Consider the following 23589-nt stretch of genomic DNA (forward strand, 5'->3'; position numbering starts at 1 on the left):
AAACTACTTTGGCGAACATTCCCCTTAAATAATATGCGGTTAATATAACTAATTCAGACTTGCCCGTCGGTAGCGTTTTTCATACTGAGATACCGACGAGCGCTGGCCCGTTATTATTTTTCCGGCAATTTAATATCTTTAAACATCGCTTCAATGTCATCGTTAGAACGTAACGCGACCGCCGTATCCACTACATCGCGCGTCAGATGCGGCGCAAAACGCTGAATAAAATCATACATGTAACTGCGCAGGAACGTACTACGACGAAAACCGATTTTGGTGGTGCTATGACTAAAGACATCATGCGCATCAACCCGTACCAAATCCGGATCGGAAATCGGATCGACCGCCATGCTGGCAATCACGCCCACACCCAGTCCGAGTCGCACATAGGTTTTAATAACATCCGCGTCGGTCGCAGTAAAGACAATACGCGGCTCCAGACCCGCGCGGTTAAACGCGGTGTCGAGTTCTGAACGTCCGGTAAAGCCAAAGGTGTACGTCACCAGCGGGTATTGCGCCAGTTCTTCAATCGACACGGAGGATTTACCCGCCAGCGGATGGTCCGGCGTGACAACAATCGAACGATTCCAGTGGTAGCACGGCAGCATCACCAGATCGTCGTACAGGTGCAGCGCTTCGGTTGCAATGGCAAAATCTGCGTTGCCTTTCGACACGGCTTCCGCAATTTGGGTCGGCGAGCCCTGATGCATATGCAAAGAGACGCGAGGATAACGCTCAATAAAGCCTTTAATCACGTTAGGCAGCGCATAGCGCGCCTGGGTGTGGGTGGTCGCAATATACAGCGAGCCTTTGTCCGGCCAGGTATGTTCACCGGCAACCGACTTAATGGCATCTACCTTAGACAGAACTTCGCGCGCAATACGAATGACTTCCTGCCCTGCCGGGGTAACCTGCGTAAGGTGTTTACCGCTACGGGCAAAAATCTGGATACCCAGTTCGTCTTCCAGCATACGAACTTGCTTACTGATACCCGGTTGAGAGGTATAGAGCCCTTCGGCCGTTGAGGAGACATTAAGGTTGTGGTTAACCACCTCAACAATATAGCGAAGTTGCTGTAATTTCATGTTAGACCATCCAGATTAGCGGCATCAGACCATCGTTTATGAGCAGGCTGAATCGCGCTGCTAATACGATTTAATAATAAAAAGTTTGTTAACTATAACCACTATATCATTTTAATCAGAGCTGTATAGATACCGTCACCTATAAAAAAGGGCCGCTTACGCGACCCTTTAAGGCGATGTCAAACTGTCGGGCTGTTACTTCTTGCCTTCTACCCATTTACCGTCAACAAAGAATGCAGACCAGCCGGTCGCCTTACCGTCTTTCTCGGCAGACACATACTGCTGCTTGGTTTTACGGCTAAAACGCACCATCGCTTTGTTGCCATCCGGATCGGTCTGCGGCGCATCGGCAAGGTAGCGCAGTTTTTCCGGCAGACGATCGCGGAAGCGGTACAGCTCTTCCACTAACGGCGCACGCGTCTCACGCGATTTCGGGAAGGTATTCGCCGCCAGGAAGATACCTGCTGCGCCATCACGTAACACGAAATACGCGTCCGATTTTTCACACGGCAATTCCGGCAGCGGAACCGGATCTTCCTTCGGTGGCGCAACTTCGCCATTACGCAAGATCTTACGGGTGTTTTTACACTCGTCGTTAGTACACGCCATGTATTTACCGAAACGCCCCATTTTCAGGTGCATTTCAGAACCACATTTCTCGCACTCGACGATCGGACCGTCGTAGCCCTTGATGCGGAACTCACCTTCTTCGATTTCGTAACCGTCGCAGGTTGGGTTGTTACCACACACATGCAGCTTACGTTTTGGATCGATGAGATAGCTGTCCATCGCCGTGCCGCACTTCTGGCAACGGCGCTTCGCGCGTAACGCGTTAGTTTCCGCGTCATCGCCTTCCAGCACGTTCAGCACTTCGTTTTCCGGCACCAGGTTAATGGTGGTTTTGCAGCGCTCTTTTGGTGGCAGCGCGTAACCGGAACAACCGAGGAAGACACCGGTACTGGCGGTACGGATACCCATCTGACGACTACAGGTTGGACAGTCGATGCTGGTCAGAACCATCTGGTTTGGACGCATACCGCCCTCTTCAGGGTCTTTCTCAGCTTTATCGAGTTGCTGAGTAAAATCACTGAAGAAGTTGTCGAGCACGCCCTTCCATTCGGCTTCGTGCTTCGCCACCTGGTCGAGACTGTTTTCCATCTGCGCGGTGAAATCGTAGTTCATCAATTCGCGGAAGTTTTCTTCCAGGCGGTCGGTGACGATTTCACCCATTTTTTCTGCGTAGAAACGACGGTTCTCAACACGGACATAGCCGCGATCCTGAATCGTAGAGATGATCGACGCATAGGTAGATGGACGACCGATACCGCGCTTTTCAAGCTCTTTAACCAGTGACGCTTCGCTGAAGCGCGCAGGCGGTTTGGTAAAGTGCTGCGCGGGGGTCAGTTCAACCAATGTCAGCACATCGCCTTTATCCACCGCCGGTAAGATACGATCTTCATCGCCTTTACGCAGGGCTGGCATGACCTTAGTCCAGCCATCAAACCGCAGAATACGACCGCGCGCCTTCAGGCGGTAATCACCTGCGCCAACGGTCAGCGTGGTGGAGTCATATTTAGCTGGCGTCATCTGACAGGCGACAAACTGACGCCAGATCAGCTGATACAGTTTTTGCGCGTCCGCTTCCATATCTTTCAGCGATTCAGCCAGTACGGCGACGTCTGAAGGACGGATGGCTTCGTGCGCTTCCTGCGAGTTTTCTTTACTGGCGTACTGGTTTGCGCTCTCCGGCAAATACTTTTTACCAAAGTTTTCGCCGATGTAATCGCGGACCATAGAAACCGCATCCTGGCTCAGGTTGGTTGAGTCAGTACGCATATAGGTGATGTAGCCCGCTTCATACAAGCGTTGTGCCATCATCATGGTTTTCTTCACGCCAAAGCCCAAACGGGTGCTGGCAGCCTGTTGCAACGTAGAGGTGATGAACGGCGCGCCAGGTTTGCTGCTGGTCGGCTTATCTTCACGCTCCAGCACGCTGTAACGTGCTTTTTCCAGCAGGCTTACCGCAGCAAGTGTCTGTTCGCGGTTAACCGGACGGAACGGCTTCTCGTTGTGGTGCGTGACTTCCAGTGGCAGCGCGTCACCGGAAGGCGTCGTGGTGCTGGCATCTATTTCCCAGAATTCTTCCGGAACGAATGCCTTGATCTCACGTTCACGCTCTACAACCAGGCGCACGGCGACCGACTGTACGCGACCGGCAGACAGGCCACGAGCAATCTTTTTCCACAGCAGCGGCGACACCATATAGCCCACAACGCGGTCCATAAAGCGGCGCGCCTGTTGCGCATTGACACGGTCGATGTTCAGTTCGCCCGGCTTTTCAAACGCCTGCTGAATGGCATTTTTGGTAATTTCATTAAACACCACGCGACTGTAGCGGGTGTCATCGCCCCCGATCACTTCCCGCAGGTGCCATGCAATGGCTTCCCCTTCGCGGTCAAGGTCGGTTGCGAGATAGATGTGGTCGGCTTTTTCAGCCAGTTGTTTCAGTTCAGAGACGACCTTCTCTTTACCGGGCAGCACTTCATAGCGCGCATCCCAGTTGTGCCACGGGTCAACCCCCATACGGTTGACGAGAGCGCCACGTTCATCCTTTTTGGGCTTTTTAGCCGTTTTGGTGGCGGTTGAGTCGGCGCTCTTTTTAGTTGCTGAGCCACTGGTCGGCAAATCACGGATATGACCGACGCTGGATTTCACCACGTAGTCATTACCCAGATATTTGTTGATCGTTTTGGCTTTTGCCGGGGACTCAACGATGACAAGAGCTTTACCCATATTCACCTTTACCTAATTTGATTCTTCCAGGAATGCGTCGCGCGTTGATTCACCTTCCACTGGCGACGAGACATCGATATGGTCTCTGCGTCGGCGGATATCAACCCTGGTACCGGTCACGGGTTCGTAATGTAACTCCCATCTAACTGAGTTAACAGGATTTTTTTCACGAATTCGCTAAAGCACGACGGAATATTGGTCGAATGTCAAGCAAATCTGTTGCCAGATTGACGAAAGCGTCACACTGTACCTGATAAAATGCGTTACGCAACTTTATTAGCATGCAAAAACAAATCTCGCCAGTAGGCACACTATCGTAAGACCCGCTCTTTTATCAGGGAATATTTGCCCATAAGGCGGGCTCGGCGTAGACTAATGTCCTTGTTTAAGGAGTAAATAATGCATAAAGACACTCAACCCATCGATCGCGAAACTCTGCTGATTGAAGCCAACAAAATCATTCGTGAGCATGAGGACACGCTGGCGGGGATTGTCGCCACCGGCGTCACACAGCGTAATGGCGTGCTGGTTTTCAGCGGAGATTACTTTTTAGATGAGCAAGGGCTTCCTACGCCCAAAAGCACCGCGGTGTTTAATATGTTTAAACACCTGGCGCATGTCCTTTCTGAAAAGTATCACCTGATCGATTAATTCAAGAAATGATTTGCCGGATGGCGGCTCCGCCTTATCCGGCCTACGATGCTACGATCCTGTAGGCCGGGTAAGATGCTTTAGCATCGCCATCCGGCAATGACAATGTTACATCAGGGGTTTTTGCCCACGCTGCCACCAGCGCAACAGTAAGCGGTCGGCGCTTTCAGCCGCGCTGCCGGTGAAGCGGTCCATCAATTTTTTACGCTGCAGATAGCGCACGTTAAGCACTTCGCGGCCATCCATCAAACTCAGGATCACCTCATCGCTGGTATTGATCTCATCCACCAGCCCGTTTTCCAGCGCCTGTTGACCAAACCAGTGTTCCCCGGTGGCAACCTGTTCAATGTCCAGAGTCGGACGCATGCGGTGCACAAAATCTTTAAACAGATGGTGCGTTTCGTTCAGATCCTCGCGGAATTTCTGCCGCCCCTCTTCCGTATTCTCACCAAGCAGCGTCAACGTCCGTTTGTATTGCCCGGCAGTGTGCAACTCAATATCAATGTCTTTGCCTTTCAGGAAACGGTTAAAGTTAGGGATCTGCGCCACCACGCCAATTGAGCCCACAATAGCAAACGGTGCCGAAACAATTTTATCTGCCACGCAGGCCATCATGTATCCGCCGCTGGCGGCAACTTTATCGACCGTCACCGTTAATGGGATCTGCTTATCGCGCAGACGCTGCAATTGTGATGCCGCCAGCCCATAGCCATGCACCACACCACCGGGGCTTTCCAGGCGAATAACCACCTGATCTTGTGGTTTTACTACCGCCAGTACCGCCGTCACCTCTTCACGCAGCGCGCTGACTTCATGGGCATCCATACTGCCTTTAAAATCAAGCACCCAGACACGCGGTTTACCCGATGATGTATTCTCTCCCAATTTTGCTTTGGCTTTGGCCGCCTTCGCTTCCAGCTTGTGCTTTTTTTTCTGCGCTTTATGCCAGAGCTTTTGTTGGTGGCTGTCCAGTAAAGACATCGCCAAGTCTTCTTTCATCTCTTTATATTGTTCACTGAGATTAATGACCCGGAGTTCACCGCGCTGACGCTTGCGTTGTGTCGCATTGACGATCAGCATAACAATCACCGCAATCGCCACTACCACTGTGACGATTTTTGCCAAAAACAGCCCATATTCAGACAACAATTCCACGAATCCCACCTTGGTTAAACAACGCAACTTTCGCTCAGTGTACAACAGGTGTGTTAACCCGTCTTGCTTCATCCATCCGCATGGTAATCGGTAAAAAGCATGACAAAGTGTTCATTTTACGGTGTTATTACCTTTGGCTGATTGAAAAATAGCAGGGTTTAAGGCATAAAACCGACAAGTTATAGAAAACGGGATGGCCAGAGCGTCGCTGAGGAGTAACCGTGCATTACCAACCCAAACAAGATCTGTTACAGGATCGCATTATTCTGGTCACCGGAGCCAGCGATGGCATCGGTCGAGAAGCTGCGCTGACCTATGCCCGCTACGGTGCAACCGTGATTCTGCTCGGGCGCAATGAAGAAAAACTTCGTCAGGTCGCCCAGGCCGTTGCCGCAGAAAACGGCGCGCCCGCACAGTGGTTTACGCTGGATCTGCTGACCTGTACTTCCACTGAGTGCCATGAACTGGCGCAGCGAATCAACGCCCATTACCCGCGTCTGGATGGCGTGTTGCATAATGCCGGGTTACTGGGTGAAATCGGCCCGATGATCGAACAAACTCCGCAGGTCTGGCAGGAGGTCATGCAGGTAAACGTCAATGCCACCTTTATGCTGACCCAGGCGCTGCTCCCTTTGTTGCTTAAGTCTGATTCTGGATCGTTGGTCTTTACCTCATCCAGCGTTGGTCGTCAGGGACGCGCCAACTGGGGGGCCTATTCAACCTCGAAGTTTGCCATCGAAGGCATGATGCAGGTGCTGGCAGACGAGTATCAAAACCATCATTTACGCGTAAACTGTATTAATCCTGGCGGCACGCGTACCGGCATGCGTGCCAGCGCATTCCCGACAGAAGATCCACAAAAATTAAAAACACCCGCCGACATTATGCCGCTGTACCTGTGGCTGATGGGCGACGACAGCCGGCGTAAAACCGGTATGACCTTCGACGCCCAACCGGGCCGTAAACCAGGAATTGCCCAATGAGTGAAGAACGCTATCAGCAGCGCCAGCAGCGCGTAAAAGACCGTGTTGACGCACGCGTTGCCGCCGCAAAGGACGAGCGCGGTATCATCATCGTCTTTACCGGCAACGGTAAAGGGAAAACCACCGCCGCATTTGGTACCGCCACGCGCGCGGTCGGTCACGGTAAAAAAGTCGGCGTGGTGCAGTTCATTAAAGGCACGTGGCCCAACGGCGAACGAAACTTACTGGAACCCCACGGCGTGGAGTTTCAGGTCATGGCGACAGGATTTACCTGGGAGACGCAAAACCGAGATTCTGACACCGCTGCCTGTCTGGCCGTGTGGGAGCACGGTAAACGGATGCTGGCCGATCCTGAGCTGGATATGGTGGTGCTGGATGAGTTGACGTACATGGTGGCGTATGACTATCTACCGCTGGAAGAGGTGCTCGACGCCTTAAGCGCGCGCCCTTCTCACCAGACGGTGATTATCACTGGTCGAGGATGCCATCGCGATATTCTGGAATTAGCTGATACGGTCAGCGAGTTGCGCCCGGTCAAGCACGCCTTTGAGGCGGGGGTGAAAGCCCAAATAGGGATCGATTATTGAGTGTAGGCCGGATAAGGCGTTTGCGCCGCATCCGGCTCCACGCTAACGCCTGATGGCGCTTTGCTTATCAGGCCTACTCATGATTAACCGTTGTTGTTACGACCGCCCGGACGACGGCTACCGCCGACCTGGGTGTGACGTTTAACTGCACGGCGGATCTGGTTCGCCTTCATGCGACGACGGTCTTTCTCAACAGCAACCTTCGAGCTGGTTTCCGGCTGCAGTTCCACCAGTTGACGCAGATAGTTTGTCTGGGCGAGGTCAAGCTCCGTCCAGCCACCACGCGGCAGACCTTTCGGCAGCGGAATATCACCGTAACGTACGCGGATCAAACGGCTCACCTGCACGCCAACGGCTTCCCACAGGCGACGCACTTCGCGGTTACGCCCTTCGGTCAGGGTGACGTTATACCACTGGTTAATCCCTTCACCACCGCTGAACTTGATGGTTTTAAATGCGGCCGGACCATCTTCCAGTTGCACGCCACGGCTCAGGTCACGCAGTTTCGTTTCATCCACCTGGCCAAACACACGCACCGCGTATTCACGCTCAACTTCACGGCTCGGGTGCATCAAACGGTTCGCCAGTTCACCATCGGTGGTGAACAGCAGTAAACCACAGGTATTCACGTCCAGACGACCCACCGCAATCCAGCGCGCATCGCGCAGTTTTGGTAGACGGTCAAAGACGGTCGGACGACCTTCCGGGTCGTTACGGGTACACAATTCACCTTCCGGCTTGTAATACGCCAGAACGCGGCAGATTTGTTCCGCAGATTCTTTCACCGAAATCAGATGACCGTCGATACGGATTTTCAGACCCGGTGTTACGTCAACGCGATCGCCAAGCGTGGCAATTTTGCCGTCAACGCTCACGCGACCTGCTGCAATAATGGTTTCAATTTCACGGCGAGAACCGTGGCCAGCGCGCGCCAGCACTTTTTGTAACTTTTCGCTCATAGAGCTTCCTTTAGGTGTCGCCTTCACAGGCGTCGAACAGGAGAATCAACGGCGCCAGTTAGCGCCATTTTAAGGCCGCGTAGTATACCGAGTTGCGCCCTTATAAGAAAGGTTTAACGTCGCCGACGCCTTCACGCAACACCACCGGCGAGTCATCGGTTAAATCGATAACCGTGGTGGGCTGCTGACCGAGATACCCGCCGTGGATAATCAAATCCACCTGCTTCTCCAGACGATCTTTAATCTCTTCCGGATCGGACTCGGTAAATTCGCTACCTGGCAGCATCAGCGAAGTGGAGAGCATAGGCTCGCCCAACGCTTCCAGCAACGCCAGCGCAATCGGATTGGACGGTACGCGCAGACCGATGGTTTTACGTTTTTCCTGCAGCAACCGGCGCGGCACTTCTTTCGTCCCTTTCAGGATGAAGGTGTAGTTGCCCGGTGTATTGTTTTTAATTAAACGAAAAGCAACGTTGTCCACGAACGAATAGGTCGACAGTTCGGACAGGTCACGGCACATCAACGTGAAGTTGTGTCCATCAGGCAGATGACGGATACGGCAAATACGCTCCATCGCCCCTTTGTCTTCGATTTTACAGCCCAACGCATAGCCGGAATCGGTGGGATAAACGATCACCCCACCTTTACGCACAATTTCAACGGCCTGATTGATCAGGCGTTGCTGTGGGTTATCAGGATGGATATAAAAAAACTGACTCATACTTTCCTCTCAGTGGTCTCGGGCTGTTCCCAAAGCTGCCAGACGCCTTCAACGCCTGCGGGCAACCAGAGCTTACGACCCAATTCAATCCACGGGCACGGCTGATGAAAATCAGACCCTTGTGATGCCCACAGCTGATGCTGACGCGCCAGAGTCGCCAGATGGGTACGCTCATTGGGAGACTGTTGACACTGTGCCACTTCCATCGCATCACCATGATGTTCGGCAAACCAGGCAACCAGTCTTTTCAGCCACTTAGCGCTAAGATCGTACCGACCAGGATGAGCCAGCACCGCCTTACCGCCAGAATGATGAATGACATCAATAGCTTGTTCTATTGTACACCACTGTGGCGGAACGTAACCGGTTTTCCCGCGGGCAAGGTATTTTTTAAACACGTCAGCCATGGTCGTGGCTTTGCCACTCTCAACCAGGAAACGCGCAAAATGGCCTCTCGTGACGGCCCCGCCGTCAGCCAGACGTAACGCGCCTTCCCACGCGCCCGGGATATGTGCTTTGTCCAGTCGCTCAGCAATTAGCTGCGCACGCAGCTGACGACGCGCGGTTTGTTCTGCCAGAAACGCACGCATCATGGGGTGGTCGATATCGATATTCAGGCCGACGATATGGATCTCGTGGTTTTCCCAGACCGTGGAAATTTCAACGCCCGCTATCAACTTCAACGCTAAACCTGAACGTGAAATTTCTTCTCTTGCCGCCGGAATCGCTGCCGTGGTGTCATGATCGGTGATCGCCAGTGTCCCGACTCGCATCTCTACCGCACGGTGTACCAATGCTTCAGGTGTCAATCGTCCATCGGACGCCGTTGTATGACTGTGCAGGTCGTAAATCACTGCGTAATTCGTGTCGCTCAAGGCGGCTCCCGTTTCAATAAATGTCGTCTCACGCCCATCATAGCGTTTTCGGCAATTTTACTGAAATCAGGTGTTGACTTTATTCCATTGAACTAGTTAACTAGTACGCAAGTTCACTTGAAGAAAGAAGGTATCTGAGATGAAAGCAACATATGTCCTGCACGGTGGGTGGCGCACTTCCTGATTTCGGGCAGTGTCTTACGTCTGCAATATGCAACCAGATACCCGGCCCGCCAACTAAGCGGGCTTTTTTTTGAACAAAATTAATGAGAATAACGATGCAAACACAAAAACCGACACTCGAACTGCTGGCCTGTGACGCCGCCTACCGTAACAACCCGACCGAGCTGTTTCATCAGGTCTGCGGCGCGCGCCCGGCTACATTGTTACTGGAATCCGCCGATATCGACAGCAAGGACGACCTGAAGAGTCTGCTGTTGGTCGACAGCGCGCTGCGTATTACCGCCTTAGGTGACACCGTTACCATTCAGGCGTTGTCGGCGAATGGTGCCTCCCTGCTCCCGTTGCTGGATGCCGCCTTGCCAACTGGTGTTGAAAACCAACAACAGCCGAATGCCCGCCAGTTGCGTTTTCCGGCCGTCAGCCCACTGCTGGATGAAGATGCCCGCTTATGTTCCCTGTCGGTCTTTGACACGTTCCGTTTAATGCAGGAACTGGTTAATGTGCCGGAGCAGGAGCGTGAAGCCATGTTCTTCGGCGGTCTGTTTTCCTACGATCTGGTCGCTGGATTCGAAGATTTACCCCAGCTTGAAGCCGGCAACCGCTGCCCTGATTACTGCTTCTACCTGGCCGAAACCCTGATGGTCATTGACCACCAGAAAAAAAGCACCCGTATTCAGGCCAGCGTGTTCACGCCCTGCGAGGAAGAAAAACAGCGTCTGGCCCACCGACTGGCGCAGTTGAGCCAGCAATTAACCGAACCCGCGCCGCCGCTGCCCGTTATTGAAGTACCAGAAATGCGCTGCGAGTGTAATCAGAGCGATGAAGAGTTCGGTACCGTCGTGCGCGGTTTGCAAAAAGCCATTCGTGCCGGTGAGATTTTCCAGGTAGTGCCTTCCCGCCGTTTTTCACTGCCCTGCCCGTCACCACTTGCTGCCTATTATGTTCTGAAAAAGAGCAATCCCAGCCCGTACATGTTCTTTATGCAGGATAACGATTTCACGTTGTTCGGCGCCTCGCCGGAAAGTTCGCTGAAATACGACGCCACCAGCCGCCAGATTGAGATCTACCCCATTGCCGGGACTCGCCCACGCGGTCGTCGGGCAGACGGCTCGCTGGACCGCGATCTCGACAGCCGTATTGAGCTGGAAATGCGCACTGACCATAAAGAACTTTCCGAGCACCTGATGCTGGTGGATCTGGCACGTAATGACCTGGCGCGTATCTGTACGCCGGGCAGTCGATACGTGGCTGACCTGACCAAAGTCGACCGCTATTCCTTCGTGATGCACCTGGTCTCCCGCGTGGTCGGCGAGCTGCGTCACGATTTGGACGTCCTGCATGCTTACCGTGCCTGTATGAACATGGGCACGCTGAGCGGTGCGCCGAAAGTGCGCGCCATGCAGCTTATCGCCGAGGCTGAAGGTCGCCGCCGCGGTAGCTATGGCGGCGCGGTCGGTTACTTCACCGCCCACGGCGATCTGGATACCTGCATTGTGATCCGTTCTGCCCTGGTGGAAGACGGTATCGCCACCGTGCAGGCCGGTGCCGGGATTGTTCTGGATTCTGTACCGCAGTCTGAAGCCGATGAAACCCGTAATAAAGCGCGTGCGGTTCTGCGTGCTATCGCCACCGCACACCACGCACAGGAGATTTTCTAATGGCTGATATTCTGCTGCTCGATAACATCGACTCCTTTACCTATAACCTGGCAGATCAGCTGCGCACCAACGGCCATAACGTGGTGATTTACCGTAACCATATCCCGGCGCAGACCTTAATTGATCGCTTAGCGACCATGAAAAACCCGGTACTGATGCTTTCGCCAGGTCCGGGCGCGCCAAGCGAAGCCGGCTGCATGCCGGAGTTGTTGACTCGCCTGCGCGGCAAATTGCCGATTATCGGGATTTGTCTTGGGCATCAGGCAATTGTCGAAGCCTACGGCGGGTATGTGGGTCAGGCAGGCGAAATCCTGCACGGCAAAGCCTCCAGTATTGAACACGACGGCCAGGAAATGTTCGCCGGTCTGGCTAATCCCCTGCCGGTGGCGCGCTACCATTCACTGGTTGGCAGCAATGTACCGGCGGGCTTAACCATTAACGCCCACTTCAACGGCATGGTGATGGCGGTTCGCCACGACACCGACCGCGTGTGCGGATTCCAGTTCCATCCGGAATCCATTCTCACCACTCAGGGCGCGCGTCTGCTGGAGCAAACGCTGGCCTGGGCACAGCAGAAGCTTGAACAAACCAACACGCTGCAGCCTATTCTCGAAAAACTGTATCAGGCCCAGACGCTGTCCCAGCAGGAGAGCCACCAATTGTTCTCTGCGGTCGTGCGCGGTGAACTGAAGCCGGAGCAGCTGGCTGCCGCACTGGTCAGCATGAAAGTGCGCGGTGAGCATCCGAATGAAATTGCCGGGGCGGCGACGGCCCTGCTGGAGAACGCCGCGCCGTTCCCGCGTCCGGACTATCTGTTTGCTGACATTGTGGGGACCGGCGGTGACGGCAGCAACAGCATCAACATTTCCACCGCCAGCGCGTTTGTCGCCGCGGCCTGTGGGTTAAAGGTAGCGAAGCACGGTAACCGTAGCGTCTCCAGTAAATCGGGATCGTCGGATCTGCTGGCGGCCTTTGGCATCAACCTGGATATGAATGCTGACAAGTCGCGCCTGGCGCTTGACGAACTGGGCGTGTGTTTCCTGTTTGCGCCGAAATATCACACCGGTTTTCGTCACGCCATGCCGGTTCGCCAGCAGCTCAAAACCCGCACGCTGTTTAACGTGCTCGGGCCGCTGATTAACCCTGCGCATCCGCCACTGGCGCTGATCGGCGTCTACAGCCCGGAACTGGTACTGCCCATTGCCGAAACCCTGCGCGTGCTGGGATATCAGCGTGCTGCCGTGGTACACAGCGGCGGAATGGATGAAGTTTCGCTGCATGCACCGACCATTGTGGCCGAATTGCATGACGGCGAAATCAAGAGCTATCAGCTAACGGCAGACGACTTTGGCCTGACGCCATATCACCAGGAACAGCTGGCGGGCGGCACGCCGGAAGAAAACCGTGACATTCTCAGTCGCTTGTTACAAGGTAAAGGTGAAGCCGCGCACGAGGCCGCCGTGGCAGCGAATGTCGCCATGTTAATGCGCCTGCACGGCGAAGAAGATTTAAAAGCCAACGCACAAATCGTGATTAATGTCCTGCGTAGCGGTGCGGCCTATGACCGGGTCACCGCCCTGGCAGCAAGAGGGTAAATGATGCAAACCGTTTTAGCGAAAATTGTCGCAGACAAGGCGATTTGGGTAGAAGCCCGCAAACAGCAACAACCGCTGGCCAGCTTTCAAAATGATGTTCAGCCAAGCTCGCGACATTTTTATGATGCGCTGCAAGGCGCGCGGACCGCGTTTATTCTGGAGTGCAAAAAAGCCTCTCCGTCAAAAGGCGTGATCCGTGATGACTTTGACCCGGCACATATTGCGGGTGTGTATAAACATTATGCCTCGGCGATTTCTGTGCTGACCGACGAGAAATATTTCCAGGGAAGCTTTGATTTCCTGCCCATCGTCAGCCGCATCGCACCACAGCCGATTCTGTGTAAAGACTTTATTATCGATCCTTACCAGATTTACCTGGCCCGTCATTACCAGGCTGACGCCTGTTTGCTGATGCTGTCCGTGCTGGATGACGAACAATACCGTCAGCTTGCCGCCGTCGCCCACAGCCTGAAGATGGGCGTACTGACCGAAGTCAGCAACGAAGACGAGCTGGAACGTGCCATTGCGCTCGGCGCAAAAGTCGTGGGTATTAACAACCGCGACCTGCGTGACCTGTCGATTGACCTCAATCGCACCCGCCAACTGGCACCGCGACTGGGCCATGGCGTGACCGTCATCAGCGAGTCCGGCATTAATACCTACGGCCAGGTGCGCGAACTCAGCCACTTCGCCAACGGTTTCCTGATTGGCTCCGCGCTGATGTCGCATCAGGATCTGCATGCAGCGGTGCGTCGCGTGCTGCTCGGCGAAAATAAAGTCTGCGGCCTGACCCGCGCGCAGGATGCCCACTCGGCGTATGAATCCGGCGCAATTTATGGCGGCCTGATTTTTGTTCCTTCATCACCACGTGCAGTCAATATTGAGCAGGCTCGTGAGGTCATGACAGGTGCGCCGCTGCAGTACGTTGGCGTGTTTCGCGACAGCAACATTGATGACGTGTGCGCCACCGTCGGGCATTTATCACTGACAGCAGTGCAACTGCACGGGAACGAAGATCAGACTTATATCGATACGCTGCGTGCGGCATTACCGCAACAGGTGCAAATCTGGAAGGCGCTGAGCGTGGGCGAGTCACTGCCCGTCCGCAGCTATCAGCATGTTGATAGATACGTTTTCGACAACGGCCAGGGCGGCAGCGGACAGCGTTTTGACTGGTCCCTGTTGGGTGGGCAATCACTGGATAACGTTTTACTGGCTGGCGGACTCGGTGCAGATAACTGCGTCGACGCGGCTAAAACCGGCTGTGCCGGTCTCGATTTCAATTCTGGCGTAGAGTCACAGCCGGGCATCAAAGATGCGCGTCTGCTGGCCTCGGTCTTTCAAACACTGCGCGCATATTAAGGAAAAGGACATGACAACACTACTCAACCCCTATTTTGGTGAATTTGGTGGCATGTATGTGCCACAGATTCTGATGCCTGCCCTGCGTCAGCTGGAAGAAGCCTTCGTCAGCGCGCAGAAAGATCCTGAGTTTCAGGCGCAGTTTACCGACCTGCTGAAAAACTATGCCGGCCGCCCTACCGCGCTGACCAAATGCCAGAACATCACCGCGGGTACTCGCACCACCTTGTATCTGAAACGTGAAGACTTGTTGCACGGCGGCGCGCACAAGACCAACCAGGTGCTGGGTCAGGCGCTGCTGGCAAAACGTATGGGTAAAACGGAAATCATCGCCGAAACCGGTGCAGGTCAGCACGGTGTTGCTTCTGCGCTCGCCTGTGCCCTGCTTGGCCTGAAGTGTCGCATCTATATGGGTGCGAAAGATATCGAACGCCAGTCTCCCAACGTGTTCCGTATGCGGCTGATGGGCGCCGAGGTGATCCCGGTACACAGCGGCTCCGCCACGCTGAAAGATGCCTGTAATGAAGCGCTGCGCGACTGGTCTGGCAGCTACGATACTGCGCACTATATGCTTGGTACAGCGGCTGGCCCGCATCCTTTCCCGACCATTGTGCGTGAGTTCCAGCGCATGATTGGCGAAGAAACCAAAGCGCAGATCCTCGAAAAAGAAGGTCGTCTGCCGGATGCCGTTATCGCCTGCGTGGGTGGTGGGTCGAATGCTATCGGTATGTTTGCTGACTTTATTAATGACACCAGCGTCGGGCTGATTGGCGTTGAGCCGGGCGGTCACGGGATTGAATCCGGTGAACACGGCGCGCCGTTGAAGCATGGTCGCGTCGGGATTTACTTCGGCATGAAATCGCCGATGATGCAAACCGAAGAGGGGCAAATCGAAGAGTCCTATTCGATTTCAGCGGGCCTGGATTTCCCGTCCGTCGGGCCACAGCATGCTTACCTGAACAGTATTGGCCGTGCCGATTACGTATCGATTACCGATGACGAAGCGCTGGAAGCCTTTAAAACCCTGTGCCTGCACGAAGGGATCATTCCGGCCCTGGAATCATCACATGCCCTGGCACACGCGTTGAAAATGATGCGTGAGGATCCGGAAAAAGAGCAACTGCTGGTGGTTAACCTTTCCGGTCGCGGCGACAAAGACATCTTCACCGTACACGATATTCTGAAAGCACGAGGGGAAATCTGATGGAACGTTATGAAAACCTGTTTGCACAGCTGAAGGACCGCAAAGAAGGTGCATTTGTCCCCTTCGTCACCCTCGGCGACCCTTCTGTTGAGCAGTCGCTGAAGATTATTGATACGCTGATCGACGCCGGAGCTGATGCGCTCGAACTCGGGATCCCCTTCTCCGACCCGCTGGCTGACGGCCCGACCATTCAGGATGCGACCTTACGTGCTTTTGCCGCAGGCGTCACGCCGTCGCAATGCTTCGAAATGCTGGCGCTGATCCGTCAAAAACATCCCAATATTCCTGTTGGCCTGCTGATGTACGCCAATCTGGTATTCAGTAAAGGCATTGACGAATTTTACGCCCAGTGTGAAAAAGTCGGCGTGGATTCAGTGTTAGTCGCCGATGTGCCGGTTGAGGAGTCTGCGCCATTCCGGACAGCGGCACTGCGCCACAACGTGGCACCGATTTTCATCTGCCCGCCGAACGCTGATGACGACCTGCTGCGCCAGATTGCGTCCTATGGTCGCGGTTATACCTATCTGTTGTCTCGTGCTGGCGTGACTGGCGCCGAAAAGCGTGCTGCGCTACCGCTGCATCATCTGGTCGAGAAGCTGAAACAATACAATGCACCGCCGTCGTTGCAAGGCTTCGGTATCTCAGCGCCTGAGCAGGTCGCGGGGGCGATTGAAGCAGGTGCTGCCGGGGCGATTTCAGGCTCGGCGATTGTGAAAATTATTGAGAAAAATGTCGCCGCACCGGAACAGATGCTGACAGAGCTAAGGGCCTTTGTCAGCGCGATGAAAGCCGCCACGCATCAGTAACAAGCCACAACCGCCAGCGTAAATCTGGCGGTTTTATCCTTCTTTCGCCTGCTTCATTTTGTACATGGCGTTATCTGCGTTCTGAATAGCCGCATCCAGTTCACCGTTCACTTCCGCAATTCCCCATGACACCGACAGCGGCACAGTATGCCCATCTACCACAAATACGTGATTATTGACCTGCCCGCTAATACGCTCGGCTATGGCGATAGCGTCACTTGCCTGAGAGCGAAACAGCAGGATCATAAACTCATCCCCGCCGGTACGAATCACCAGATCGTGACTAGTTCGGGTATTAGACAGCATTCTGTTGGCAATGGTTTGCAGTGCGCGATCCCCTGCTGCGTGGCCCCAGGTGTCGTTGACGGCCTTAAATTTATTACAGTCCAGAAGCACCACCGAACAGTGGGATAAATCCCGGCGTTTAATAATGTCGAGGATCCTGCGGTTAAAACAGCCGGTCAGAGAATCGATATACACCTTGAGATCGCTTTCATTCAGCCACGATTTCAACGAAAAGCTAATGATAATAAAGAAGAACGGCGCCAAAAGAATCACAATCCCGGCATGCGCATCGTGTACCATAAAACGACCTAAAGAGATCGAATAGTGCAGCGCATACTTTTCTGACAACATCCTGACATGGGCGTTGTTCAGATTTGCGCATTTCCCCGCTAAACAGAGACTCTCGTTGTTGAGTAAATTAACCAATGCCACATTAAGACCCGGCGGAAGCTGGTATTCAAACGCGTTTGCCAACTCATCTTGCAATTCCGGTTTCGAATGATCATAAACCAGGTACGCCACGATATGATCGGAGATATCATCGCCTGACAGATCGTAAATATAGCTCACGACACTGTACGCCTTATCACCGGTGATTTTATCGGTATAAAAATTGGTCGAACTAAGGGCTTTGTTTTTGACGTTTTTTTGCAGTAGTCGGGTATAAAAATCGACCGGCGGGTAGAAAAAATTGGAAATATCGAGTGCCATCTCGGAGTCAGCGAAAGAAAAATTGTGAGAGTCGGCAGGAGTAAACCAGTAAAAATAATCTGCGTCTTTGGCGATAATATAACGATGCGCATCGAAAGTGCCCGGATTGAGCTCATTCACCATTCCGCGGATAAACTCTGCGGCGGTAAACATACACAGGGCCTGCTGGCTGGGCTGCTTAGCGATAATGGCTCCAGATGCCGAATGTACCCGCTTTCGATCGGCGTTGATTCCCCACTCCCCCTCCTCGCGCGGCACAAAGCGCGACTTGCTGCCACATCGTCCACCATTAATGGTGTGGTGATAACGCTCACCGATGGCGTCCGCGATAAGTTCATTGTCGTTAAAGATGTCCATGAGACGCGTTTGGAGACGGTTGATACCTTCACTTGCGATGGCCGTACGCTGCTCGTAAATGATGAACAGGAACAGTGATGTAAATATCAGTGTAATGAGGCCAGATACCAGCAACGCCTGCCTGTTTCTGAGCTTATCCTGCACAATCTTCACGCGTCCACCCTGATAGTTACCCGCATTGCCAAATCAGTTACTTGAGCGCTAAGTTACAGATTTACCCATAAAAAGCATATCTTTTTAACAAATTCGCAAACTAATCATCACCATCAAGCAGATAGCCCGCCAGGCGAATGGCCTCACGGCAGTCGCTGACGCCGGCGGCATAGCCCGCTTCAATTTCGCAAACCGGGCTGGCACTGCAATAAGGTAATTTGATCGGTACGGCCAGAGCGTGTTCAAGGCTCTCCACCCGAGTCATATACGCCAGCAGTGCGCGCGCAGCATACAGGGCGAATTCTGCTATGTCATCGTTGGGTGATGATTCCAGAAGTGAAATTTTTTGTTGCAGCTGTTGGCGGGACAATTCCATCATCAATGCCCTCAAAGCAGGTTTGCTTAAAGAGTAGCATTTGATCGAAGGGTGAAGAGGCGGGAGGGGAAAAACAGGGCCAAAAAGACGGGACAACGCTTGCCCCGTCTTTTCACATTTGAATCACAGCGTTAGAAGCGATAACCCGCAGAGAACATAAACACCCACGGATCGAGGCGTACGTTGTCGTGCTGCTGTGCGCCAGCCAGTTTGTAACTCGCGGTGGTGTCGATATCCATGTACCAGACCGACATGTTAATCAGCCAGTCGCGGTTGATTAAGTAGTCCATCCCCACCTGTCCCGCCGCACCCCAGGAGTCTTTCAGGCTCAGGTCAGATAATCCGGTTTCTTTACCGTTATCGTTAAATCCTTCGTCGAAGAACGTGGTGTAGTTAACGCCGACGCCAACGTAAGGACGCAACTTGCTGCTGGAGTCGCCAAAGTACCACTGCGCCATTAGCGTTGGCGGTAAATGGTGAACGGTCGCGATATCCCCGGTGGTTGAGGTGCCGATTTTATGACGAAACGGCGTTGCTGCCAGTAATTCGACACCAATATTGTCGGTCGCCATATAGGTGAATGTCAGCCCCAGTTGCGTGTTATTGCTGACGTCAAAACCGCCTAAACTTCCCAGCGTACCGCCCGCACCTTCCGTCGGTCTTACGGTTGCAGAACCTGCGCGAATAAAGAACTCTCCCGCTTCATGCGCAAATGCGTTCCCGGAAAGTAGAGTTGTTAATGCCAATGCTGCCACTGTTAATTTTTTCATGTCCGCTCCATCGTTATGGTTATAAAAGCGGAACGAATATACCTACAATGGAGTAATAAATGATCTAACACAGATCACATTGACGCCTGTAATTTAACATTTATTGATCCAGATTAAGTTAGAACTTGCATTCAAAATCCTGGTTAACTTAATTCAGATCAATTTTGATATATTTCCAGCCTGTGAGCATTTTTCCCTTCAATGGTATACGGATGTAATGACGCCATGGTGTACACAGAACAAACAGCGTTGTTGCATAATGCTGAAGTCATAGCCAAAAATTACCGCCGCTTTACAAAGATATGCTTTTCCATACACCTCGCGATGCTGCCACTGTTGAGTTATCCAGGGTACAATTGCCCGCAAATGAACACCTGCAAAACTCAAGGAGAGTGCATGTCAATCACGGCGAAGTCCGTTTACCGTGACACGGGAAACTTTTTCCGTAATCAATTCATTACCATCTTGCTGGTATCGCTGTTGTGCGCGTTTATCACAGTGGTGTTCGGGCATGCTTTTTCCCCCAGCGACGCGCAGATTGCGCAACTCAGTGAAGGGGATCAGATAACCAACAGCGTGGGACTGTTCGACCTGGTGCAGAACATGACACCGGAACAGCAGCAAATCCTGCTACGTGCGTCAGCGGCATCGACATTTTCTGGACTTATCGGCAATGCCATCCTCGCGGGCGGTATTATTCTGATGATCCAGTTAATTTCAGCAGGCCATCGAGTCAGCGCGCTGCGGGCCATTGGCGCCAGTGCACCGGTATTGCCTAAGCTGTTTATTCTGATTTTTATGACTACCCTGCTGGTGCAAATCGGGATTATGCTGGTCGTTGTACCCGGTATTGTGCTGGCCATTCTGCTGTCGCTTGCGCCAGTGATGATGGTTCAGGATAAGATGGGTGTCTTTGCAGCCATGCGCAACAGTATGCGTTTGGCGTGGTCTAATATGCGACTGGTTGCGCCCGCTGTGATCGGTTGGCTGCTGGCAAAAACGTCACTGTTGCTGCTCGCCCCCACTTTTGCTGTATTAACGCCGAATGTTGGCGCAGTAGTGGCGAATACGCTGAGCAATATGATTTCTGCCGTTTTGCTGATCTATTTGTTCCGCCTGTATATGCTGATTCGCCAATAAACCCTGAACGCATCCCGGCCTCTTGGTCGATGCTTTTTGATTACGGAATCGAAGAATGAAGCAGTTTCTTGATTTTTTACCGCTGGTGGTCTTTTTCGCTTTTTATAAGCTTTATGACATCTATGCGGCGACCTCGGCACTGATTGTCGCGACGGCCATTGTGTTGATTTACAGCTGGGTTCGCTATCGCAAGGTCGAGAAGATGGCGTTGATCACCTTTATTCTGGTGGCTGTTTTTGGCGGCCTGACCGTTTTCTTCCACAACGATGAATTCATTAAGTGGAAGGTAACGGTGATATATGGGCTGTTTGCGGGTGCCTTACTGGTCAGCCAGTGGGTGATGAAAAAACCGCTGATTCAGCGCATGTTAGGTAAAGAACTGACGCTGCCGCAGCCGGTATGGTCGAAACTGAACCTGGCCTGGGCCGTCTTTTTCATCCTGTGCGGTCTGGCGAATATCTACATCGCGTTTTGGCTGCCGCAAAATATCTGGGTTAACTTCAAAGTGTTTGGCTTAACCGCCCTGACGTTGGTCTTCACGCTGCTGAGCGGGGTATATATTTACCGTCATCTGCCGCAGGAAGATAAGTCATAATGTGCATTCGCCAGATCTGCGGATCTGGCGAATTTTTAACCCACCATACCTTTCTCTCACTTTAACACCGCGTTGCACACCGCCTCCCCTCTGTTCTCAGCCCACAAATTCTAGTAGCATCGCGCCTGTAATCTTTCTCTACAGTCGGTTCTACAATGACAACAACGAATAACACCCCTCAAGGTGAGCTGGTTTTACGTACTCTGGCCATGCCAGCCGATACCAATGCTAACGGCGATATTTTTGGCGGTTGGCTGATGTCGCAAATGGATATCGGTGGCGCTATTCAGGCCAAGGAAATCGCGCACGGTCGTGTGGTCACGGTGCGAGTGGAAGGAATGAGTTTTTTACGCCCGGTTGCCGTCGGTGATGTGGTCTGTTGCTATGCGCGCTGTGTAAAGCGCGGTACCACGTCCATCAGCATCAATATTGAAGTCTGGGTTAAGAAAGTGGCATCTGAGCCAATTGGGCAGCGTTACAAAGCCACCGAAGCGTTGTTTATCTACGTGGCCGTGGATAAAGACGGGAAACCCCGTCCGATCCCCGCCTCTGTCTGATACGACACGTTAACGTCGCAATCAAACCAACGTAATGCTGATTGCCGGATGAGGGTGTAGTGTCTCATCCGGCCGACTTCTTACTCGATCTGTGCAGTACCGTTCAGACGGAAGACAATATTCACCACCAGTCCGGAGCCGGGTTTGCCCGCCTCGTAGCGCCATCTGCGCATCGCATTCTTCACTTCACGCTCAAACATATTGGCAGGCTGTGCGGAAAGCACCTCCACATTCTCAACCCGGCCATCTGACGTCACGTCAAATTTCACTTTTACGCGACCTTCAATACGCAGCGCCTGCGCACGTGCCGGATACTGTGGCTGATTACGACTCAGCGCACGCGGGTCAGCTGGCACACTGACGGCTGGTTTACTGGTGGCCGGGGCGGTACTGGTGGTCGGGCGCGCAGGCGCGGTGTTTTCAACTGGCGCAGCCGGGCGTGATTCAACCGGTTTAACGTCACGTTTCGGCTGTTCTTGCACCTTTTTCACCGGTTTTGGCTTCGGTTTTGGCTTTGGCTTCGGTTTCTCAATAACGACCGGTGCCTCCTTTGGCGGTTCAGGAATCGGTTCGGGTTCCGGTTCTGGCTCGACGACGGGCTCCGGAGGCGGCTGAACAACCTGCGGCGGTTCGAGGTCAGCTGGCGCGACCATCGTGATAGAAATCGGCTGCGCGGGCGCAGGCAGTTCAATAACCTGATGTACCGAGGTATACAGCAGCCCTGCCACTACAGCACCATGAACGCCGACAGAAAGTAACGTCGGCCAGGGAAAGCGACGAGGTAAATCAAGGGTCATTGAAGTCATAATCGTTTCAGTTAAAAAACCAGGCCCTGATTTTAAATGCAAATAGCAATCATATTCAATAAGCCCATGACGGTAAGCGGCATTTAAAACGCGATTTTATGATAATAACCCACTTCTAAAGTAGGGGCTTAACAAATCCGTTATCTTTCCGTTGCAGTTGTTAAGCCTTTCCAATAACGTAATTAACGACTTTTACCGATCAAGGAGCTCTTCCTGTGCTGTACGTTATTTATGCTCAAGATATCGCTGACTCTCTCGAAAAACGCCTTTCCGTGCGCCCGGCACATCTGGCACGTCTGCAACTTCTCCATGACGAAGGTCGCCTGTTGACCGCAGGTCCTATGCCCGCCGTTGATAGCAACGACCCGGGTGCGGCCGGATTTACCGGCTCAACCGTCATTGCCGAATTTGAATCACTCGAAGCTGCACAAGCATGGGCTGAAGCTGACCCGTATGTAGCGGCAGGCGTTTATGCGAAAGTTTCAGTAAAACCGTATAAGAAAGTATTTTAAGCAACAACGTCATACTAACATTAATAAGCAGAGTGATTATCTACCCGCTTATAATATTCACAAGGGTGCATCTGAATAGATAATATTCAATGCACCTGTATTATTGCTATCTCAATACTCACCATGGCATATAACACTTAGTGGTTAGAAAACTAAAGCATCTGGAAAAATGTTATCCAGGGAATCTTTTCATGAATAATGACGGTCTTTTCGATAGACGTATAATAAGGTAGAGGAATGCTGTCGACTTCCTATTAAATTGCTATTTATCATTATCAATTTATTATGTATTTCACTTCTGAAAAGTGATACACCAAGCTCAATAAAATTTCAACTCACTAAATTATCACTTTTAAAACAACAAGATACATCACCACACCCATCTGAGACACCCAATGCCACTTCTGCATTACGCCATCAGAAGTGGCATTAACTCACTGAGTCTTTAATATCCAGCAGCTTTATTAGCCGCATTGATTCGCTTAGTCCTGGCGTCTTTTTGATTTTTATCTGTTGCCTGCATGATGCCACCGGCAGCATCAATCCAGTCGCTTGCCGTGCAACCAGACAACGTCACACTCAGCATGAGCGCCATTAAATACTTCATCTAAACTCCATTTTTTCAATTACCGATCAAAAATATTGGTGAAAATTTATATAATTAGTTATTACCGGCGCATTGTTACAAACATATCCGATACGAGCAA

General features: G+C 52.6%; 23 protein-coding genes, 1 pseudogene and 1 other annotated feature. Of the genes and pseudogenes, 13 read left to right on the forward strand and 11 right to left on the reverse strand.

The genetic code is table 11. From position 1 onward, the window contains the following. Positions 1-113: 113 nt before the first annotated feature. Positions 114-1088, reverse strand: coding sequence for an HTH-type transcriptional regulator CysB (gene cysB, locus QNN86_RS18235; protein ID WP_115258322.1), 975 nt, complete (start codon positions 1086-1088; stop codon positions 114-116). A 195-nt stretch (positions 1089-1283) separates the two neighbouring features. Continuing rightward, positions 1284-3881 carry a type I DNA topoisomerase gene (gene topA, locus QNN86_RS18240; protein WP_117342889.1) on the reverse strand — a complete coding sequence of 866 codons (2598 nt, stop codon included), beginning with the start codon at positions 3879-3881 and terminating at the stop codon, positions 1284-1286. 399 nt (positions 3882-4280) lie between these two features. Here topA and QNN86_RS18245 point away from each other — a divergent pair, with 399 nt between their 5' ends. Continuing rightward, entirely contained in the window at positions 4281-4532 is a 252-nt protein-coding gene (locus QNN86_RS18245; protein ID WP_003020616.1) for a YciN family protein, read from the forward strand. 108 nt (positions 4533-4640) lie between these two features. Here the strand turns inward: QNN86_RS18245 and sohB are convergent, their stop codons facing one another. Then, positions 4641-5687: a protease SohB gene (gene sohB, locus QNN86_RS18250; protein ID WP_414212062.1), complete on the reverse strand. Its 1047-nt coding sequence runs from the start codon at positions 5685-5687 to the stop codon at positions 4641-4643. A gap of 221 nt (positions 5688-5908) precedes the next feature. Between sohB and QNN86_RS18255 the strand changes: the two genes are divergently transcribed. Both QNN86_RS18255 and cobO read left to right on the forward strand, forming a co-directional pair. Then, positions 5909-6670, forward strand: a complete 762-nt coding sequence (locus QNN86_RS18255; RefSeq protein WP_414212064.1) for a YciK family oxidoreductase — start codon at positions 5909-5911, stop codon at positions 6668-6670. Next, complete coding sequence (gene cobO / locus QNN86_RS18260; protein WP_096756819.1) at positions 6667-7257, forward strand: cob(I)yrinic acid a,c-diamide adenosyltransferase; 591 nt, start codon at positions 6667-6669, stop codon at positions 7255-7257. The genes QNN86_RS18255 and cobO overlap by 4 nt, the downstream gene beginning before the upstream one ends. 83 nt (positions 7258-7340) lie before the next feature. Here the strand turns inward: cobO and rluB are convergent, their stop codons facing one another. From rluB to rnm, 3 genes are all read right to left on the reverse strand, one after another. Next, positions 7341-8216, reverse strand: a complete 876-nt coding sequence (rluB, locus tag QNN86_RS18265) for a 23S rRNA pseudouridine(2605) synthase RluB (RefSeq protein ID WP_096756818.1) — start codon at positions 8214-8216, stop codon at positions 7341-7343. 100 nt (positions 8217-8316) lie between these two features. Then, positions 8317-8937, reverse strand: coding sequence for an L-threonylcarbamoyladenylate synthase (locus QNN86_RS18270; protein WP_096756817.1), 621 nt, complete (start codon positions 8935-8937; stop codon positions 8317-8319). Then, positions 8934-9812 (reverse strand): RNase RNM, encoded by an 879-nt coding sequence (gene rnm, locus QNN86_RS18275; RefSeq protein WP_115258317.1) that lies wholly within the window; start codon positions 9810-9812, stop codon positions 8934-8936. Before rnm ends, QNN86_RS18270 begins: the two co-directional genes overlap by 4 nt. Before the next feature lie 160 nt (positions 9813-9972). Then, positions 9973-10067, forward strand: a sequence feature (Trp leader region). A 23-nt stretch (positions 10068-10090) separates the two neighbouring features. Between rnm and QNN86_RS18280 the strand changes: the two genes are divergently transcribed. The 5 genes from QNN86_RS18280 to trpA are packed head-to-tail and all read left to right on the forward strand — an operon-like array spanning position 10091 to position 16620. Next, positions 10091-11653, forward strand: coding sequence for an anthranilate synthase component 1 (locus tag QNN86_RS18280; protein ID WP_115258316.1), 1563 nt, complete (start codon positions 10091-10093; stop codon positions 11651-11653). Further along, a complete protein-coding gene (trpD, locus tag QNN86_RS18285; RefSeq protein WP_096756814.1) occupies positions 11653-13248 on the forward strand; it encodes a bifunctional anthranilate synthase glutamate amidotransferase component TrpG/anthranilate phosphoribosyltransferase TrpD in 1596 nt (531 codons plus the stop codon). Before QNN86_RS18280 ends, trpD begins: the two co-directional genes overlap by 1 nt. Next, positions 13249-14610 carry a bifunctional indole-3-glycerol-phosphate synthase TrpC/phosphoribosylanthranilate isomerase TrpF gene (trpCF, locus tag QNN86_RS18290; RefSeq protein WP_279278026.1) on the forward strand — a complete coding sequence of 454 codons (1362 nt, stop codon included), beginning with the start codon at positions 13249-13251 and terminating at the stop codon, positions 14608-14610. A 10-nt stretch (positions 14611-14620) separates the two neighbouring features. Continuing rightward, positions 14621-15814: a tryptophan synthase subunit beta gene (trpB, locus tag QNN86_RS18295; protein ID WP_181819416.1), complete on the forward strand. Its 1194-nt coding sequence runs from the start codon at positions 14621-14623 to the stop codon at positions 15812-15814. Next, entirely contained in the window at positions 15814-16620 is an 807-nt protein-coding gene (gene trpA / locus QNN86_RS18300; RefSeq protein ID WP_414212069.1) for a tryptophan synthase subunit alpha, read from the forward strand. Before trpB ends, trpA begins: the two co-directional genes overlap by 1 nt. Positions 16621-16653: 33 nt before the next feature. On the opposite strand, the gene QNN86_RS18305 is transcribed toward trpA, so the two are convergent. The 3 genes from QNN86_RS18305 to ompW all read right to left on the reverse strand — a co-directional run bounded on the left by QNN86_RS18305 (position 16654) and on the right by ompW (position 19272). Continuing rightward, positions 16654-18126, reverse strand: a complete 1473-nt coding sequence (locus QNN86_RS18305) for a GGDEF domain-containing protein (protein WP_181617068.1) — start codon at positions 18124-18126, stop codon at positions 16654-16656. A 100-nt stretch (positions 18127-18226) separates the two neighbouring features. Continuing rightward, a complete protein-coding gene (locus QNN86_RS18310) occupies positions 18227-18502 on the reverse strand; it encodes a hypothetical protein (RefSeq protein ID WP_181619485.1) in 276 nt (91 codons plus the stop codon). Positions 18503-18633: 131 nt separating this feature from the next. Continuing rightward, the gene (ompW, locus tag QNN86_RS18315; protein WP_096756809.1) at positions 18634-19272 is read right to left on the reverse strand and encodes an outer membrane protein OmpW; all 639 of its coding nucleotides are present in this window, start codon (positions 19270-19272) and stop codon (positions 18634-18636) included. Positions 19273-19553: 281 nt separating this feature from the next. Between ompW and QNN86_RS18320 the strand changes: the two are divergent. The 4 genes and pseudogenes from QNN86_RS18320 to yciA all read left to right on the forward strand — a co-directional run. Then, a pseudogene (locus QNN86_RS18320) lies at positions 19554-19640 on the forward strand (YkgJ family cysteine cluster protein); the annotation flags it as partial. 28 nt (positions 19641-19668) lie between these two features. Next, positions 19669-20412 (forward strand): YciC family protein, encoded by a 744-nt coding sequence (locus QNN86_RS18325; RefSeq protein WP_181617069.1) that lies wholly within the window; start codon positions 19669-19671, stop codon positions 20410-20412. 55 nt (positions 20413-20467) lie between these two features. Continuing rightward, positions 20468-21007, forward strand: coding sequence for a septation protein A (locus QNN86_RS18330; RefSeq protein WP_115258309.1), 540 nt, complete (start codon positions 20468-20470; stop codon positions 21005-21007). Positions 21008-21162: 155 nt separating this feature from the next. Next, complete coding sequence (gene yciA / locus QNN86_RS18335; protein ID WP_181617070.1) at positions 21163-21564, forward strand: acyl-CoA thioester hydrolase YciA; 402 nt, start codon at positions 21163-21165, stop codon at positions 21562-21564. An 80-nt stretch (positions 21565-21644) separates the two neighbouring features. On the opposite strand, the gene tonB is transcribed toward yciA, so the two are convergent. Beyond that, on the reverse strand, positions 21645-22361 hold the full coding sequence (gene tonB / locus QNN86_RS18340; protein WP_414212142.1) for a TonB system transport protein TonB: 717 nt from the start codon (positions 22359-22361) through the stop codon (positions 21645-21647). Between the two features lie 224 nt (positions 22362-22585). On the opposite strand from tonB, the gene QNN86_RS18345 reads away from it, so the two are divergent. Then, positions 22586-22882 carry a YciI family protein gene (locus QNN86_RS18345; RefSeq protein ID WP_181617071.1) on the forward strand — a complete coding sequence of 99 codons (297 nt, stop codon included), beginning with the start codon at positions 22586-22588 and terminating at the stop codon, positions 22880-22882. 445 nt (positions 22883-23327) lie between these two features. Here QNN86_RS18345 and QNN86_RS18350 read toward each other — a convergent pair whose 3' ends face one another. Beyond that, a complete protein-coding gene (locus QNN86_RS18350) occupies positions 23328-23489 on the reverse strand; it encodes a hypothetical protein (protein WP_164496617.1) in 162 nt (53 codons plus the stop codon). Positions 23490-23589 lie beyond the last annotated feature (100 nt).

It is taken from the genome of Citrobacter sp. C348, assembly GCF_047467975.1.
Taxonomy (GTDB): domain Bacteria; phylum Pseudomonadota; class Gammaproteobacteria; order Enterobacterales; family Enterobacteriaceae; genus Citrobacter; species Citrobacter gillenii.